Origin of the sequence: Pseudonocardia sp., from assembly GCF_029263155.1 — a bacterium.
GTDB lineage: Bacteria > Actinomycetota > Actinomycetes > Mycobacteriales > Pseudonocardiaceae > Pseudonocardia.
In genome coordinates this window covers 56,216-72,597 of the sequence record NZ_JAJCYB010000028.1, presented here as the reverse complement: position 1 = coordinate 72,597, position 16,382 = coordinate 56,216, and the positions used below count along the sequence as shown (strand labels likewise).

Sequence of the window (16,382 nt, the reverse complement as noted above, 5' to 3'; positions counted from 1 at the left end):
GATAGTCGCATCCAGCGGATGCCCTTCTGTGTGGGATCGATGTGACCGTGGTAAGCCACATTCTCCCAGCTCAGAGGGGCATTCGTGCGTTCCGACCCACCCTTACAGACTCATTTCGGCGGTGCATCCAGGCTGAGCCGGAAGACCGGTGAGCTCCGGGGCCGTCGTGACGAGCTGGGCCTGCTGATCGACGAGACCCCCGCGACGGCGAAGCCGACCCGGGCACACCTGAGTGCCCTCGACGAACACGTCCGCGCCCGGCTCGGCTCGGACACGCCCGACACCGTGCAGGCGCTGCTCCAGGCCATGACCGTGAAGATCGACGTCGTCGGACGGGACAGCATCACCCCGACGTTCCGTATACCCGCCAGCACCCCGGTCCCGCCGCAGACGGCACCGGAGCCGGACGGCAAGGTTCGTACATTGCCTGGATCGGTGCCCCCGGCAGGATTCGAACCTGCGCTTTCGCCTCCGGAGGGCGACGCTCTATCCCCTGAGCTACGGGGGCTCGGGTGGCATCACTCTAGCGCACCCGTCGAGTCACTACGGCAGGGGAGTGGCGCGCCCAAGTGGTGCCCGGCAGGCCAGCCGTGGGATCGGTTCTCCGACCACCTCGCTGCCACGATCGGGTTGTCCCACCTCAAGCCCGGATCAAGGTCCTTGACCGTGACGGTCCCGACCGCCAATCTCGAAATTGTCATGAAGCCGACCGATTATGGGAGAGTGGAATCGGGGCATGTCCGGCGACATGTTCGTGTGGCGCACACTGCCCGACTCGGCTTCGCGAATTTAAATCGAGGGGGAATTGGTCTTCATGCAGAATCGATCGTTCACGCGTTCTGTCCGCGCAGCGGTTGTCGCTACTGCGATGATGGCGAGCTCGGTGGCGCTGGCGCCGTCGGCACTGGCCTGGTACCCGGACGGCTTCTCGAGTTCGGGTGGCCCCTGTGGCAGCACGTCCGGCCTGGGGGAGGCGGTGCCGCTGGCGTCCATCGAACCGCTTGTGGGTCACACCGGCCCGTGGGGGCCGGTACGGACCACGTACGAATCGCCGACGAACAAGACGACCGAGTCCGTGCAGCGTCGTGCGGTTGCGGTTCGCTCGACCGGCGAGATATGCGAGAGCGGGGGGATCCGGCGGATCTCGTACGTGTACTCCCGGTTCGAGGAGCGCACCCAGACGACGTTCTACACGAAGGCGGGTGGATCCACGCGGCTCATCACGATTCCGAACAACCCGAGAATCTCGGAATGGGCTCCCGTGTGATATCCACGCAGGAGTCCGTGATCGGGTCGAGTCACAACGGCAGCGGAGTGCCGCCCCGCTCGTGCAGCAGCTGCTGTAGATAGGCGGTCTCGGAGGCCTGGGCCCTGAGCATCTGCGCGGCGAGCGTGCGCACCTGCGGCACTGCGGCATGCTCGCTGGCATAGACCAGCATATCCGCGCCGCCCTGGTGGTGACGGAGCATGAGCTGCAGGAACACGACGTCGAGCTCGGGGCCGGTGGCGGCCCGCATGGCCTGCAGCTCGGCCGACGACGCCATGCCGGGCATGCGTGCGACCGCACCGGTGGCGGGGTCGGGGGGCCCGGTGTGGTCGTGGGCGCCGGGTGCGTCGGCCATCCAGCCCATGTGGCCGCCCAGCGGCAGGGCGGGCGCCTCCCACAGCGCGAGCCAGCCCTGCATCTGACCGATCTGGTTGTTCTGGGTGCGCTCGATGTCGGTGGCGAGCTGGGCGAGAACGGGATCGGTGGTGTGGTCGCGCTCCCAGCCGGCCATCTCGACGGCCTGCAGGTGGTGCACGGTCATGTCCTGGTTGAACCCGATGTCGACGGGCCCCGGCTCGGGCCGCGTGGACCCCGGTAGGCCCAGCAGCAGCCCGCCGGCCGCGCCGAGAAGGAGCAGGCTGAGTACAGCGGCGATCGCGACGAGTGGCCGGATCCAGCGGGCCTCGCCGACGTCGGCGGTTTCCGCGGTCCGGTCCGTCGTGGTCGTCACGACCCGGCCGGCGGCGCGTCCGGGGCCACGTCGGTGCGCGTGCCGATCTCGGGCTGGCTGCCGGGCGTGCCGGGGGCGGGCGCGGCGACGTACGGCGGCGGATCGGCGCGGACGAAGCCGCCGGGCCCGGACTCGTCACAGCTGGCGCCGAACTCCGGAGTCGTGTAGCGGTTCAGGCGCAGCGCTGCGACGAACTGGTCGATGCGCGGGTCGTTCGCGTCGGTCAGCTTGAGCTGGTGGCTCCAGGCCTGCAGCGAGATGGGCTGGTCGAGATCGGGGTACGGCGACATCACCATGTACTGCTCCCCGTCGACCTTGGCGCGCAGCGTCTCCAGCGCGGCACCGGTGATCCGCTCGGGGTCGTACGCGATCCACACCGCTCCGTGCTCGAGGGAGTGCACGAGGTTCTCGCTGCGTACGGCCTGGTCGTAGACGACCCCGTTGCACGCGGCCCAGGCGAAGTCGTGAGAGCCGCCGAACGGGGGGCTCTGCGTGTAGGCCACCTGCTGGTCGGCGGTGAAGTGCTCCTGCCCGACCGCGTACTCGACGACCTGCACGCCCTCGATCTGCGTGGACGGGTCCGGATTCTCTTCGGTGGGCGTGAACGGCGCGAGTGCGGCCTGGCGCTCCTCGTTGGCCTGGCCCTCGATGTACGCGTAGCCGAAGACGGCCCCCGCGAACAGCACCACCACCAGCACGCCCGCGATGAGCCCCCACGGCGTCGACCGGTGGGCGACGACCGCAGCGCGCGCGTTGCGGGTCGACTTGCTGTTCTTGCCGCTGACCATGAACCGTCCCGCCGTCTGCGTCATGTCCCGGTGCCGTCACCGCGGACAGGCCCTTGCGGGGACCGAGTCTAGGAGCGGTACCTGAGAACAGCGTGAGCGCCACCTCCACCGGGGACGGAGGAGGGCCCGGAGCGGGTGGAACTAGACTCGAGCGGTGACTCCCGCGCAGCTCGCCGACCTGGTCCGCACCACCGCGACCGAGGTCCTCACGCGCCGTGGTCTGGATCTCGCAGCGCTCCCCGACGACGTCGGCGTCGAGCGGCCGCGCAGCCCCGAGCACGGCGACTACGCCACCAACGTGGCCCTGCGCACCGCGAAGAAGGCCGGTGTCGCGCCGCGCGAGCTGGCCACGTGGCTGGCCGAGGCGCTGTCGGCACTCGACGGCGTCGCGAGCGCGGAGATCGCCGGCCCCGGCTTCATCAACCTGCGCCTGGCCGCGGCCGCGCAGGGCGCCGTCGTGGCCGAGGTGCTGGCGGCGGGGGCGTCCTACGGCTGCGGCGACGAACACGCCGCCCGCAGCGTCAACCTGGAGTTCGTCTCGGCCAACCCGACCGGCCCGCTGCACCTGGGGCACACCCGGTGGGCCGCGGTCGGCGACGCGCTGGGCCGGATCCTCGCCGCGCGCGGCGCGAAGGTCACCCGCGAGTACTACTTCAACGACGCCGGTGGGCAGATCGACCGGTTCGTGGCCTCGGTGGTGGCGGCGGCGCAGGGCGGGCCGACCCCCGAGGGCGGCTACGGCGGCGCGTACATCGCCGAGATCGCGGCGCAGGTGCTGGCGGCCGAGCCGGGTGCGCTCACCGCCCCGGACCGCGACGAGGTGTTCCGCCGGATCGGTGTCGAGCTGATGTTCGACGAGATCAAGCGCTCCCTGCACGCGTTCGGCACGGACTTCGACGTGTGGTTCCACGAGAAGTCACTACACGACTCCGGGGCCGTCGACACCGTGGTGCAGCGGCTCAAGGACTCCGGCAACCTCTACTTCGCCGACGGCGCGTGGTGGCTGCGCTCCACCGACGAGGGCGACGACAAGGACCGCCCCGTCATCAAGAGCGACGGCACGCCCGCCTACATCGCCGGTGACCTCGCCTACTACCTGGACAAGCGCCGCCGCGGCTTCGACCTGTGCATCTACATGCTCGGTGCCGACCACCACGGCTACATCGCCCGGCTACGTGCCGCGGCCGCCGCGTTCGGCGACGACCCGGGCACCGTTGAGGTGCTGATCGGGCAGATGGTCCGGCTGTTCTCCGGCGGCCGGATGCTGAAGATGAGCAAGCGCGCCGGCACTGCGGTGAGCATGGACGACCTGGTCGAGTTCGTGGGAGTCGACGCGGCCCGCTACTCGCTGATCCGGTCGTCGATCGACTCCGTGCTCGATCTCGACCTCGACGTGCTGACCAGGCGCAGCAACGACAACCCCGTCTTCTACGTGCAGTACGCCCACGCCCGGCTCTGCTCGCTCGCGCGCAACGCCGCCGACCTCGGCATGGAGCAGGGCACCGCGTACGGCCTGCTGGAGCACCCGCGCGAGGGTGATCTGATCCGCACGATCGGGGAGTTCCCGGCCGTCGTGCGTTCGGCCGCCGAGCTGCGCGAGCCGCACCGCGTGGCCCGCTACCTGGAGACGCTGGCCGCCGCGTACCACAAGTTCTACGACGCCTGCCGCGTGCTGCCGATGGGCGACGAGGAGATCTCCGACCTGCACCGCGCCCGCCTCGCGCTGTGCGGAGCAGCCCGGCAGGTCCTCGCCAACGGGCTTGCCCTGCTCGGTGTGAGCGCGCCGGAGCGGATGTGAGAGCCCGGTTCGCGGGCGCCCCCGCAACGAACGCCACGTTCGTGCGATCGGGGTGGACGACGGTGCCGTTCGTTGCGCGCACCGGTGGGGCGGTCGTGGCGTGAGGGCCCATCCGGCCGGGCCGTTGCACGCCGGGATCTCCTCACCGCCGGAGACGGCCGGCCCGCGACCAGCCGATGCCGCGGAGTTCGACGCGATCCCGCCCTCGGTGTGGCCGCGCCACGCCGCCCGCGGGGCGTCCGGTGCGCTGGAGATCGCCGGGATCGACGTCCGCGACCTCGCCGAGCGCTACGGCACGCCGCTGTTCGTGATCGACGAGGACGACTTCCGCTCCCGCGCCGCCGAGTTCGCCGCCGCGTTCGGCGCGCGCTCGGTGCACTACGCGGCCAAGGCGTTCCTGTCCGTCGAGGTGGCCCGGTGGGTGGCCCAGGAGGGCCTCTCGCTCGACGTCGCCAGTGGCGGCGAGCTGGCCGTGGCGCTGCGCGCGGGGTTCCCGGCCGGGCGGATCGCGGTGCACGGCAACAACAAGTCCACCGAGGAGATGGTGGCCGCGGTCGAGGCCGGGGTCGGGCACGTGGTGATCGACTCGTACCACGAGATCGCCCGCCTGGACGCGATCGCGGTCGAGCGGGGGGTCGTCGCCCCGGTGATGATCCGGCTCACGGTGGGGGTCGAGGCGCACACCCACGAGTTCATCGCCACCGCCCACGAGGACCAGAAGTTCGGCTTCTCCATCGCCGGCGGCCGGGCGAGCGCGGCCGCCGAGGCGGTGCGGCGGGTGCTGCGGGCGCCGGGACTGGAGCTCGTGGGCCTGCACAGCCACATCGGCAGCCAGATCTTCGACACCGAGGGGTTCGAGGTGGCCGCGCACCGGGTGGTCCGCTTCCTCGCGGCGCTGCACGCCGAGCACGGCAGTGACGCGCTGACCGCGCTCGCCACATTGGATCTCGGGGGTGGCTTCGGCATCGCCTACCGGGAGCAGGAGACCCCGCTCGACGTCGCGGAGCTGGCCGAGGAGCTGCGCGGCATCGTGAAGCGGGAGTGCCACGCCGAGTCCCTCGACGTGCCGCACATCGCGGTCGAGCCCGGGCGCGCGATCGCCGGGCCCGGCACCGTGACGCTCTACGAGGTGGGCACGCTCAAGGACGTCGGGCTGGGCGGATCGGCGCGGCGGCGGTACGTCAGCGTCGACGGCGGGATGAGCGACAACATCCGCACCGCCCTCTACGACGCGGTCTACGACTGCCGGCTCGTCTCCCGCTCGGCCGCGCGGGACGGTACCGGCGACGCGGTGCTGTCCCGGGTGGTGGGCAAGCACTGCGAGAGCGGCGACATCGTCGTCCGCGACTGCTGGCTGCCCGCCGACCTCGCCCCGGGCGATCTGCTGGGGGTGGCCGCCACCGGCGCGTACTGCTACTCGATGGCCAGCTCCTACAACCGCCTCCCGCGTCCCGCGGTGGTCGCGGTGCGGGCGGGGGAGGCCCGGGTGCTGCTGCGCCGCGAGACACCCGATGACCAGTTCCGCCTGGAGGCCGGCCCGTGAGGGCCGCCGGTGATCGGCAGGATCGGGACCTGGGCGGCACGGGTGCACCTCGTGTCCCGCGGACGGTGATCTCGGACCGGGTGACCTGCCCGGTGACCCGCATCACCGGCCGCCCCGGCCGGATCGTCGGGCACGATGATCGGCGTCCGGGAACGGTGCCCGGCACCCGGCCCGGTTCCGGGTTCCGAGACGATGATCACCGTTCGGTACGCGGATGACGGACGCGCGAGTGGTGGGCCCGATGGGCGAGAGCGAGGAGGCGGCGTGAAGGGGAACGCGGTGCGCGTGGCGCTGCTGGGCTGCGGCACGGTCGGTGGCGAGATCGTGCGGCTGCTGCGCGAGCAGGCGAGCGAGCTCGCCGCCAGGGCGGGTGCGCCCGTCGAGCTCGCCGGGGTGGCCGTGCGCCGACCGCACAAACATCCCGAGCTCGGCGACCTGCTCACCACCGACGCGTCCGCGCTGGTCACGCGCCCGGACGTGGACGTCGTCGTCGAGTTGATCGGCGGCATCGAGCCGGCGCGCTCGCTGCTGCTGGAGGCGCTCAAGGCCGGCAAGTCGGTGGTCACGGCCAACAAGGCGCTGCTCGCCGAGGACGGCGCCGCGCTCGCCGAGGCCGCCGACGCGTCCGGCGTCGACCTGTTCTACGAGGCCTCGGTGGCCGGGGCGATTCCGCTGCTGCGCCCCCTGCGCGAATCGCTGGCCGGTGACCGGATCACGCGGGTCGCGGGCATCGTCAACGGCACCACGAACTTCATCCTCTCCGGGATGACCTCGTCGGGCGCCGGGTACGCCGACGCGCTGGAGGAGGCCACGCGGCTCGGGTACGCCGAGGCCGACCCCAGCGCCGACGTCGACGGCTACGACGCCGCGTCCAAGGCCGCGATCCTCGCCACGCTCGCCTTCCACACCCGCGTGACCGCCGCGGACGTGTACTGCGAGGGCATGCGCCACGTCAGCGCGTCCGACATCGCCGCCGCCCGCGACATCGGCTGCGTGATCAAGCTGCTGGCGATCTGCGAGCGCACGCGGAACCCCGAGTCGGTGTCGGCGCGGGTGTACCCGGCGATGATCCCGGCCGCGCACCCGCTCGCCGGGGTCGACGGCGCGTTCAACGCGGTGTTCGTCGAGGCCGAGGCGGCGGGTCAGCTCATGTTCTACGGCCAGGGCGCGGGCGGCGCTCCCACCGCCAGCGCCGTCCTCGGCGATCTCGTCGCCGTCGCCCGCAACCGCGTCACCGGCTCGCGCGGCCCGCGCGACTGCGCCTACGCGAGCCTGCCCGTGGTGCCGATCGGCGCGGTGCCGACGCGTTACCACGTGAGCCTGGAGGTCGCCGACCGCGCCGGCGTGCTGGCCACCATCGCCGGCGAGTTCTCCCGGCACGGGGTGAGCATCGCCGCCGTGCGCCAGTCCGGCGGCGAGGCCGACTCCGCCCCGTCCCACCCGACCCGAGCCGCCCGGCTCGTCGTCGTCACCCACGCCGCGCCCGAGGCCGCGCTGGCCGCGACCGTGCAGGTACTGGCCGAGCTGGACATCGTGCTCGGCGTCGAGAGCGTGCTGCGGGTCGAGGACCTGGGACGGAAGGGAGTCGCCCCGTGACGTCACTCACGTCGCAGCGCTGGCCGGGGGTCGTCGAGGCCTATCGCGACCGGATGCCGGTCGAGCCGGGCTGGACCGTGGTCACGCTCGGCGAGGGCGGCACGCCGCTGCTGCCGGCCCCTCACCTGTCCGAGCTCACCGGCTGCGAGGTCTTCCTCAAGGTCGACGGGATGAACCCGACGGGGTCGTTCAAGGACCGCGGGATGACGATGGCGGTCACCGACGCGCTGGCGCGGGGCAAGCAGGGAGTGCTCTGCGCGTCCACCGGCAACACGTCGGCCTCGGCCGCCGCCTACGCCACCCGCGCGGGCCTGACCTGCGCCGTCCTCGTCCCGCAGGGCAAGATCGCGCTCGGCAAGCTGGCGCAGGCGGTCGCGCACGGGGCGCGGATCCTGCAGGTCGAGGGCAACTTCGACGACTGCCTCGAGCTCGCCCGCAAGACCGAGGCCGACTACCCGGTGGCCGCACTGGTCAACTCGGTCAACCCGACGCGGATCGCCGGGCAGGCCAGCGCCGCCTACGAGATCTGCGACGAGCTGGGCCGCGCCCCCGACGTGCACTGCCTGCCGGTCGGCAACGCCGGCAACATCACGGCGTACTGGGCGGGCTACCGCGCCTACGCCGCCGACGGCCTGATCCCGGCGCTGCCGAGGATGTTCGGCTACCAGGCCGCGGGCGCCGCACCGCTGGTGCACGGATCGCCGGTGAAGAACCCGGAGACGATCGCCACGGCCATCCGGATCGGCAGCCCCGCGTCCTGGGCGGCCGCGATGACGGCGCGCGACGATTCGGGCGGGAGGTTCGCGGCCGTCACCGACGACGACATCCTCGTCGCGTACCGGCTGCTGTCCGCGCGCGAGGCGGTGTTCGTCGAGCCCGCGTCGGCGGCCAGCGTGGCCGGGCTGCTGCAGTCGGCCGCGGACGGCACGCTGCCGCGGGGGTCGCTGGTCGTGTGCACCGTCACCGGTCACGGGCTCAAGGACCCGGACACCGCGCTGCTCACCGCGCCCCCGCCCACCGTTGTGCGGATCGACCCCGGCGCCGTGGCCGACGCACTGGAACTGCGCTGATGGGCAGGCCGGGCGAGGTCCGGGTGCGGGTGCCGGCGTCGTCGGCCAACCTCGGCCCCGGCTTCGACTCCCTCGGCCTCGCGCTCGGCCTCTACGACGACATCGAGGCGTGCGTCGTCCCGGACGGGGTGGCGGTCGAGGTGCTCGGGGAGGGCGCCGGGCAGGTCCCGTGTGACGAACGGCACCTGGTGGTCCGCGCGATGCGCACCGCGTGGAACATCACCGGTGACGCCCCCGCGGGGCTGCTGCTGCGCTGCCGCAACGCCATCCCGCACTCCCGCGGGCTGGGTAGTTCGGCCGCGGCGGCCGTGGCCGGAGCCGTCGCGGCGGTGGTGCTCGCGGGGCGCGATCCGGAGCTGGAGTGGGACACGGTGCTGCAGGTCACGGCCGGTATGGAGGGGCACGCCGACAACGCCGCCGCCAGCCTGCTGGGCGGTTTCGTGATCGCCTGGGAGACCCCGGGGAACACCGCGGAACGGTTCCACGCGGTACGGCTCGACGCCCACCCCGGCATCCGGCCGGTGGCGCTCGTCCCGGAGACGGAGTCGGCCACCTCCACCACCCGGGGGCTGCTCCCGGAGCGGGTGCCGCTGGTGGACGCGGCGTTCACCGGGAGCCGCACCGCCCTCGCGGTGCTGGCCTTCACCCAGCAGCCCGACCTGCTGCTCCCCGCGACCGAGGACCGCCTGCACCAGGGCTACCGGCGCCCGGCCTACCCGGGGTCGGCCGACCTGGTCGACGCCCTGCGGGCCCACGGGGTACCCGCCACCATCTCCGGTGCCGGGCCCACGGTGCTGGCGCTGACGAGGAGCGGCACGATCCCGGCCGGGATCGACCTGTCCGGCTTCACCCCGCTCCCGCTCCCCGTGGATCCGACGGGTGCCCAGGTCGACATCGGGTGAGCTCCGAGGCGCGGGCGGAACCGCCCGATCACGGCGCGCCGCGGGGTGGTGGTTGCCGCGACCAGCGCGGGAGTCTAGGCTCGGCCCCGCAACGGCGATCCACGCGTCATCCGCGTGGCCACTCGGGCCCTCCTGCGCCTCCCGGCATCCTGGTTCGTCCGGATCAGTGCTGGAGCCGGAATTCCCGACCCGAGCGGCCTTCTCCCGTGAGACGTCGCAGTGACCGCTGGCCCCGGCCTGTCGGGGCGGCCGCGGGTAGTCGATCGTCACGGCCGCGACCCGTAGACCGACATGTCGTCCGGTACAGAAGTCCGGACGAGTGTGACATCCGCTGACCTGGGCAGAGACCCGGTCGGTCAGGAAGGACATTCGTGAGCGAGACCGATCTCGTCAGCACCGAGGCACCTGCCCCCGCACGCAAGCGGGGCGGCCTGACCGGCATGGTGCTGGCGGAGCTCCGCCAGCTGGCCGAGGAGCTGAACATCTCCGGCACCACCGGAATGCGCAAGGGCGACCTCATCGCCGCGATCAAGGAGCGGCAGGCCGCGGCGCCCGCCGCGCAGCCGCCGCTGCCCGAGACGCCGCCCGCCGAGGCGCCGCCCGCCGAGACGCCGGCCGCCGAGACGCCGCCCGCCGAGGTTGCCGCGAACGGCACGGCGCGCACCACCACGCGCCGTCGCCGCACCGCGTCCCGCCCGGCCGGGGCCCCGGACGCCCAGCCCACGGCCGGCGCCCAGCCCGCGGCCGATGCCGCAGCCCCCGCCGAGCAGGCCGCACCCGTGGCGGACGTGCCCGGGGGCGAGGCGCCCACCGAGCAGCCGTCCCTCAACGGTTCGGCCCCGGCCCCCGCCGACGCGCCCGCCGACCCCACCCCTGCCGAGAACGAGGGCGGCGGAAGGCGCAGCCGCCAGAACCGTCGCAACCGTGGCGGTGACCAGGCCGAACCCGCCACCGCCACCGCCGCCACCCCCGCCGAGCAGGGCGAGGCCGCCGACGAGCGCGGCGGCCGCCGCGGCCGGGGCGGCGACAACCGCGCTGCCGAGGGCAACGGCCGCGGTGGCGACACCCGCTCCGACAACCGGGGTGGCGACAACCGCACCGACACCCGGGGCGGCGACAACAGGGGCGGCGACAACCGCACCGACACCCGGGGTGGGGACAGCCGCAACGACAGCCGCGGCCCCCGCGACAACCGCCCCGACGACGACGGGGACGACGACGGGGACGGCCGCGGCCGCCGCGGTCGCCGCTTCCGTGACCGCCGCCGGGGCCGGGACCGCGGCGACCGCGCAGGCGGTGGCGGTGGCGGCAACGTCGACACCGAGGTGCGCGAGGGCGACGTCCTGCTCCCCGTCGCCGGCATCATCGACATCCTCGACAACTACGCGTTCGTCCGCACCACCGGCTACCTGTCCGGCCCGACGGACTGCTACGTGTCGCTCTCGCTCGTGCGCAAGCACGGCCTGCGCCGCGGTGACGCGATCACCGGTGCGGTCCGGGAGGGCCGCGAGGGTGAGCAGTCGCGCCAGAAGTTCAACCCGCTGGTGCGCGTCGACACGATCAACGGACAGGACCCGGAGACCTCCCGCAGCCGTGCGGAGTTCACCAAGCTCACGCCGCTGTACCCGAACAAGCGGCTGCGCCTGGAGACCGAGTCGCACGTCCTGACCACGCGGATCATCGACCTGGTCATGCCGATCGGCAAGGGTCAGCGCGCGCTGATCGTCAGCCCACCCAAGGCGGGCAAGACGATGGTGCTGCAGGCGATCGCCAACGCGATCACCACGAACAACCCGGAGTGCCACCTCATGGTCGTCCTCGTCGACGAGCGGCCCGAGGAGGTCACCGACATGCAGCGCTCGGTGAAGGGCGAGGTCATCGCCTCGACCTTCGACCGACCGGCGTCCGACCACACCACCGTCGCCGAGCTCGCCATCGAGCGGGCCAAGCGCCTGGTCGAGATGGGTCACGACGTCGTCGTGCTGCTCGACTCGATCACCCGCCTGGGCCGGGCCTACAACCTGGCCGCACCCGCGTCGGGGCGGATCCTGTCCGGCGGCGTGGACTCCACGGCCCTCTACCCGCCCAAGCGCTTCCTCGGCGCCGCGCGCAACATCGAGAACGGTGGCTCGCTCACCATCCTCGCGACGGCGCTCGTCGAGACCGGGTCCACGATGGACACGGTGATCTTCGAGGAGTTCAAGGGCACCGGCAACGCCGAGCTCAAGCTCGACCGCCGCATCGCGGACAAGCGCGTGTTCCCGGCCGTCGACGTCGGCGATTCGGGCACCCGCAAGGAGGAGCTGCTGCTCTCGCCCGACGAGCTGGCCGTCACGGTCAAGCTGCGCAGACTGCTCGCGGCCCTGGACGACCAGCAGGCCATCGACCTGCTGCTCACCCAGCTGAAGAAGACCCGTACCAACACCGAGTTCCTGATGCAGGTCGCGAAGTCGACGCCCGGCACCGACGGCGAGTGACCGGCGGGAACAGCCGGACGTGGCGAGTGGTTGAATGACTCGTCACGCTCCGGTTCCGGTTCACCCCGCCAGACGGGGACCCGGCGCCACATCGAGAGGAACCACCGTGCGTCAAGGCATCCACCCGCAGTACGTCGACACCCAGGTCACCTGCGGTTGCGGCAACCAGTTCACCACCCGCAGCACCAAGGCGAACGGTGCCATCACCGTCGAGGTCTGCTCGGCCTGCCACCCCTTCTACACCGGCAAGCAGAAGATCCTCGACTCCGGTGGCCGCGTCGCGCGCTTCGAGGCGCGCTACGGCAAGCGCGCCGGCAAGTAGCTCCGCCGACGGCGCCCACCCGGACCGGGTGGGCGCCGTCCGCATGTCCGAACCCGTACCCGAGAGGTCACGATGCCCGCACCGGCCGTCGACGCGATGCTCGCCGAGCACGCCGACCTGGAGCTGCGCCTCGCCGACCCCGCGATCCACGCCGACGCGGCCGCCGCCCGCAAGCTGGGCCGCCGCTACGCCGAGCTGGGCCCGATCGTCGCCGCTGCCCGCGCCCTCGACACGGCCCGCGACGACTTCGCCGCCGCCCGCGAACTGGCGCCGGAGGACGCGGCGTTCGCGGCCGAGGCCGACGAGCTGGCCGCCCGCATCCCCGCGCTGGAGACGCGCCTGGCCGAGCTGCTGGTGCCGCGCGACCCGCACGACGGTGACGACGTGGTGATGGAGGTCAAGTCCGGAGAGGGCGGCGAGGAGTCGGCCCTGTTCGCGGGCGACCTGGTGCGCATGTACACCCGCTACGCCGAGCGGCGCTGCTGGCGGACCGAGGTCCTCGACGCCACCGTCTCCGACCTCGGCGGGTACAAGGACATCACCATGGTCCTACGCGCCCGTGGCGACGAGGTCGACGGCGTGTGGAGCGCGCTGAAGTTCGAGGGCGGGGTCCACCGCGTGCAACGGGTGCCCGTCACGGAGTCGCAGGGGCGCATCCACACCTCCGCGGCGGGGGTGCTCGTCTACCCGGACACCGGCGAGGACGCCGAGGTCGAGATCGACGAAGGCGACCTGCGCATCGATGTCTTCCGCTCCTCGGGACACGGCGGGCAGAGCGTCAACACCACCGACTCGGCGGTGCGGATCACCCACCTGCCCACCGGCACCGTCGTGAGCTGCCAGAACGAGAAGTCGCAGCTGCAGAACAAGGCCCGCGCGATGCTGGTGCTGCGCTCCCGGCTGCAGGCCCTCGCCGATGCCGAGGCCGCTGCCGCCGCCTCGGCCGATCGGCGCTCGCAGGTGCGCACCGTCGACCGCTCCGAACGCATCCGCACCTACAACTACCCGGAGAACCGCATCTCCGACCACCGCGTCGGTTTCAAGGCCCACAACCTGTCCGCGGTGCTCGACGGCGACCTCGACGACGTGCTGGCCGCGCTGACCGCGGCCGACCGGGCGGAGCAGCTCGGCTCGTGACCCCCCGTCCGGGTTGCAGTAGGGCCACCGTCCCGCAGCCAGATGGCAGCGCGGTGGCCGTGCTGCCATCATCGGCGCTCCGCCCGGACGGCGGATTGCGGAGGTGGCCGATGGGTGGGCGCCGGCTTCAGGAGGTCGAGGTCGGCGCACCGGGTGCGGGCCCGGCGCGTCGGCCCCGGCCGGTGTGCGGGCGACGGGACCGGTGTGCGGACGGGCAGGCCGTGCGCGCGGTGAGCCGTCGGGTGGGTGCGGCGGCGCGGCGTGCGGTGCCGGCCGCGGGCGGCGGGGGCAGGCGATGAGCCGGCAGCCGTTGCGGCTGGTGATCGCCGAGGCCGAGCGGATCCTCGCCGCCGCGGGGGTGGCGTCGCCGCGGGTGGACGCCGAGCTGCTGGCGGCGCAGATCGTCGGGGTCGAGCGGGGCCGGCTGATGCTGCACCCGCTCGTCGACCCGCCGGTCGTGGAGGAGCTGCGCAGGCTGGTGGTGCGCCGCGCGGCCCGCGAGCCGCTGCAGCACCTGCTCGGCAGCGCGGTGCTCGGGCCGGTGTCGGTCGCGGTCGGTCCGGGCGTGTTCACCCCACGCCCGGAGACCGAGCTGCTGTTCGAGTGGGGTCTGGAGGTGATCGCGGACGTCGGATCGCCGCTGGTCGTGGACCTGTGCACGGGTTCGGGGGCGCTGGCGCTCGCCGTGGCGGCGAGCCGGCCGGACGCCGAGGTGCACGCCGTCGAGGCCGATCCCGGCGCGTTGTCCTGGGCCCGGCGCAACATCGCCGACCACGGCGACACGGTCACCCTGCACGCCGCCGACGTCCGCTGGAACGACCTGCTCGTCGAGCTGGAGTCCCGCGTCGACCTGGTGCTGTGCAACCCGCCCTACGTCCCCGACGGCACCGACCTGCCGCCCGAGGTGACCGAGTGGGACCCGCCCGGAGCCGTGTTCGCGGGCCCGGACGGCCTGGAGATCATCCGTGCCGTGATCAACACCTCGGCCGGCCTGCTGCGCTACGGCGGCCACCTCGCGATCGAGCACGACGACACGCACGGTGAGGTCGTGCCGGCCCTGCTCCGCCGCCGCCGCGTGCTCGCCGACGTACAGGAGCACCTGGACCTCGCAGGCCGCCCGCGCTTCGCCACGGCCCGCCGCGTCCCCCCGCCATGACCGCCCGCGCGGGGCCGTGGTCCCGTGGGTTCGTACGGGAGTCCCGCTCGTTCGGGGGCGCGGCGGGGCTCGTAGGCTCCCGGCCGTGGCTCCCACCTATGACTGCGCGGATCCTCAGGGACGGACCGAGGGGCTCGCCGCGGCGGCCCGGGCCGTCCGGTCCGGGCGGCTGGTCGTGCTCCCCACCGACACCGTCTACGGCCTGGGGTGCGACGCGTTCTCCGGATCGGCCGTGCGCTCCCTGCTGGCCGCGAAGAAGCGCGGTCCGGACATGCCGGTGCCGGTGCTCGTCGGCTCCTGGTCCACCATCGACGGCCTGGTCCTCGGCGTGCCGAGGGCGGCACGCAACCTGATCGAGGCGTTCTGGCCCGGCGGCCTGTCGCTGGTGCTGCCGCACGCCCCGTCCCTGGCCTGGGACCTCGGCTCCACCAAGGGCACCGTGATGCTGCGCATGCCGCTGCACCCGGTGGCGCTGGAGCTGCTGCGCGACGTCGGCCCGATGGCCGTGTCGAGCGCGAACATCTCCGGCTCGCCCCCACCGTCCACGATGTCCGGTGCGGTGCGCCAGCTGGGCGACAGCGTCGGCGTGTACCTCGACGGCGGGGACTCCGGCCTCCCGGTCGCGTCCACGGTGGTGGACCTGACCGGCGAGGACCCACTGGTCCTGCGCCAGGGCGCGGTGTCGGTGCAGCAGGTGCGCGAGGTGCTGGGCCGCGAGGTGCTGACGGCCTGACCCGCCCGCGGCTCGCGCGCCGGTGCGCGCCTCGCGCGCTCCCGGGCGGTGCGCGCGCTGTCGGCAGCGCGCGAGGCGCGGCTCGGCGCGCGAGTTCGCCGGGGAGCGGGCGCCGGGGCGTCAGGCCGGTAGGCCCAGGACGCCGGCGAGGCGGCCGGCGGCGTCGTCGAAGAAGGCCGCGTGGTCGGCCACGACGTTGTGCGTGTGGCCGAAGAGCTCGAAGCTGATCATCCCGTACAGCGAGGTCCAGGCGAAGATCGCGCGGGCGGCCAGCGAGCCACCGCTGTCGACGGGCAGTCCCATGCTCGGCGCGACGTCGGGCTCCAGCGTGGCGTCGGCGCCGGTGGCGTCGAGGTGGGGATCGACCGCGCCGTCCGCGATCCCCTCGGCGACGAGCCGGCACAGCACCTCGCCCACCCGCGACGCGGGCACGATCGTGGCCTGCGGCGCGGCGTAGCCGGGCACCGGCGAGCCGTAGACGAGCGCGTACTCGTGCGGATGGGCCAGCGCCCAGCCGCGGACGGCCCGGCAGACGGCGAGCCAGCGGTCGCGCAGGTCGCCCGCGGCCGCTGCGGCGGCCGCGCGCTCGGCCGTCTCGCCGAGCGCGTCGTAGGCCTCGACGATCAGCGCGGTCAGCAGCTCGTCGCGGCTGGGGAAGTAGCGGTACACCGCCGAGCTCGCCATCCCCAGCTCGCGGGCCACGGCGCGCAGCGACAGCGCCGCCGCGCCATCGGAGGCGAGGTGTCGGCGGGCGACCTCGGCGATCTCGCGGGTCAGTTCGGCGCGGACACGGGCGCGGGCTCCGGTGGCGGGCATCGGGCCAGTCTGCCACATCCGAGAGCACTGCTCTTGACGTGGAGCGC

The 16,382-nt window shown here is 73.3% G+C and carries 14 protein-coding genes and 1 tRNA gene; 11 read left to right on the top strand and 4 right to left on the bottom strand.

The features are described from left to right. Positions 1-436: 436 nt before the first annotated feature. A tRNA-Arg gene (locus Q1K26_RS04865) sits at positions 437-508 on the bottom strand. A gap of 375 nt (positions 509-883) precedes the next feature. On the opposite strand from Q1K26_RS04865, the gene Q1K26_RS04860 reads away from it, so the two are divergent. Then, on the top strand, positions 884-1,267 hold the full coding sequence (locus tag Q1K26_RS04860) for a hypothetical protein (RefSeq protein WP_300007948.1): 384 nt from the start codon (positions 884-886) through the stop codon (positions 1,265-1,267). 31 nt (positions 1,268-1,298) lie between these two features. Here Q1K26_RS04860 and Q1K26_RS04855 read toward each other — a convergent pair whose 3' ends face one another. Together Q1K26_RS04855 and Q1K26_RS04850 are read right to left on the bottom strand one after the other, a co-directional pair. Continuing rightward, a complete protein-coding gene (locus Q1K26_RS04855; protein ID WP_300007947.1) occupies positions 1,299-1,997 on the bottom strand; it encodes a DUF305 domain-containing protein in 699 nt (232 codons plus the stop codon). After that, positions 1,994-2,809 carry a DUF3105 domain-containing protein gene (locus Q1K26_RS04850; RefSeq protein WP_300007946.1) on the bottom strand — a complete coding sequence of 272 codons (816 nt, stop codon included), beginning with the start codon at positions 2,807-2,809 and terminating at the stop codon, positions 1,994-1,996. Before Q1K26_RS04850 ends, Q1K26_RS04855 begins: the two co-directional genes overlap by 4 nt. 130 nt (positions 2,810-2,939) lie before the next feature. Here Q1K26_RS04850 and argS point away from each other — a divergent pair, with 130 nt between their 5' ends. From argS to Q1K26_RS04800, 10 genes are all read left to right on the top strand, one after another. Further along, complete coding sequence (gene argS / locus Q1K26_RS04845) at positions 2,940-4,583, top strand: arginine--tRNA ligase (protein WP_300007945.1); 1,644 nt, start codon at positions 2,940-2,942, stop codon at positions 4,581-4,583. Positions 4,584-4,683: 100 nt separating this feature from the next. Further along, on the top strand, positions 4,684-6,126 hold the full coding sequence (gene lysA / locus Q1K26_RS04840) for a diaminopimelate decarboxylase (RefSeq protein WP_300007944.1): 1,443 nt from the start codon (positions 4,684-4,686) through the stop codon (positions 6,124-6,126). A 264-nt stretch (positions 6,127-6,390) separates the two neighbouring features. Next, complete coding sequence (locus Q1K26_RS04835; RefSeq protein ID WP_300007943.1) at positions 6,391-7,722, top strand: homoserine dehydrogenase; 1,332 nt, start codon at positions 6,391-6,393, stop codon at positions 7,720-7,722. 53 nt (positions 7,723-7,775) lie between these two features. Next, a complete protein-coding gene (thrC, locus tag Q1K26_RS04830) occupies positions 7,776-8,792 on the top strand; it encodes a threonine synthase (protein WP_300007950.1) in 1,017 nt (338 codons plus the stop codon). Beyond that, complete coding sequence (thrB, locus tag Q1K26_RS04825; RefSeq protein WP_300007942.1) at positions 8,792-9,694, top strand: homoserine kinase; 903 nt, start codon at positions 8,792-8,794, stop codon at positions 9,692-9,694. Before thrC ends, thrB begins: the two co-directional genes overlap by 1 nt. Positions 9,695-10,065: 371 nt before the next feature. Beyond that, positions 10,066-12,171, top strand: a complete 2,106-nt coding sequence (gene rho, locus Q1K26_RS04820) for a transcription termination factor Rho (protein WP_300007941.1) — start codon at positions 10,066-10,068, stop codon at positions 12,169-12,171. 106 nt (positions 12,172-12,277) lie between these two features. Next, positions 12,278-12,493: a 50S ribosomal protein L31 gene (gene rpmE, locus Q1K26_RS04815; protein WP_300007940.1), complete on the top strand. Its 216-nt coding sequence runs from the start codon at positions 12,278-12,280 to the stop codon at positions 12,491-12,493. 72 nt (positions 12,494-12,565) lie between these two features. Next, positions 12,566-13,630 carry a peptide chain release factor 1 gene (prfA, locus tag Q1K26_RS04810; protein ID WP_300007939.1) on the top strand — a complete coding sequence of 355 codons (1,065 nt, stop codon included), beginning with the start codon at positions 12,566-12,568 and terminating at the stop codon, positions 13,628-13,630. A gap of 295 nt (positions 13,631-13,925) precedes the next feature. Continuing rightward, a complete protein-coding gene (gene prmC, locus Q1K26_RS04805) occupies positions 13,926-14,786 on the top strand; it encodes a peptide chain release factor N(5)-glutamine methyltransferase (protein WP_300007938.1) in 861 nt (286 codons plus the stop codon). Between the two features lie 85 nt (positions 14,787-14,871). Further along, complete coding sequence (locus tag Q1K26_RS04800; RefSeq protein WP_300007937.1) at positions 14,872-15,519, top strand: L-threonylcarbamoyladenylate synthase; 648 nt, start codon at positions 14,872-14,874, stop codon at positions 15,517-15,519. Positions 15,520-15,639: 120 nt separating this feature from the next. On the opposite strand, the gene Q1K26_RS04795 is transcribed toward Q1K26_RS04800, so the two are convergent. Next, a complete protein-coding gene (locus Q1K26_RS04795) occupies positions 15,640-16,335 on the bottom strand; it encodes a TetR/AcrR family transcriptional regulator (RefSeq protein WP_300007936.1) in 696 nt (231 codons plus the stop codon). Positions 16,336-16,382 lie beyond the last annotated feature (47 nt).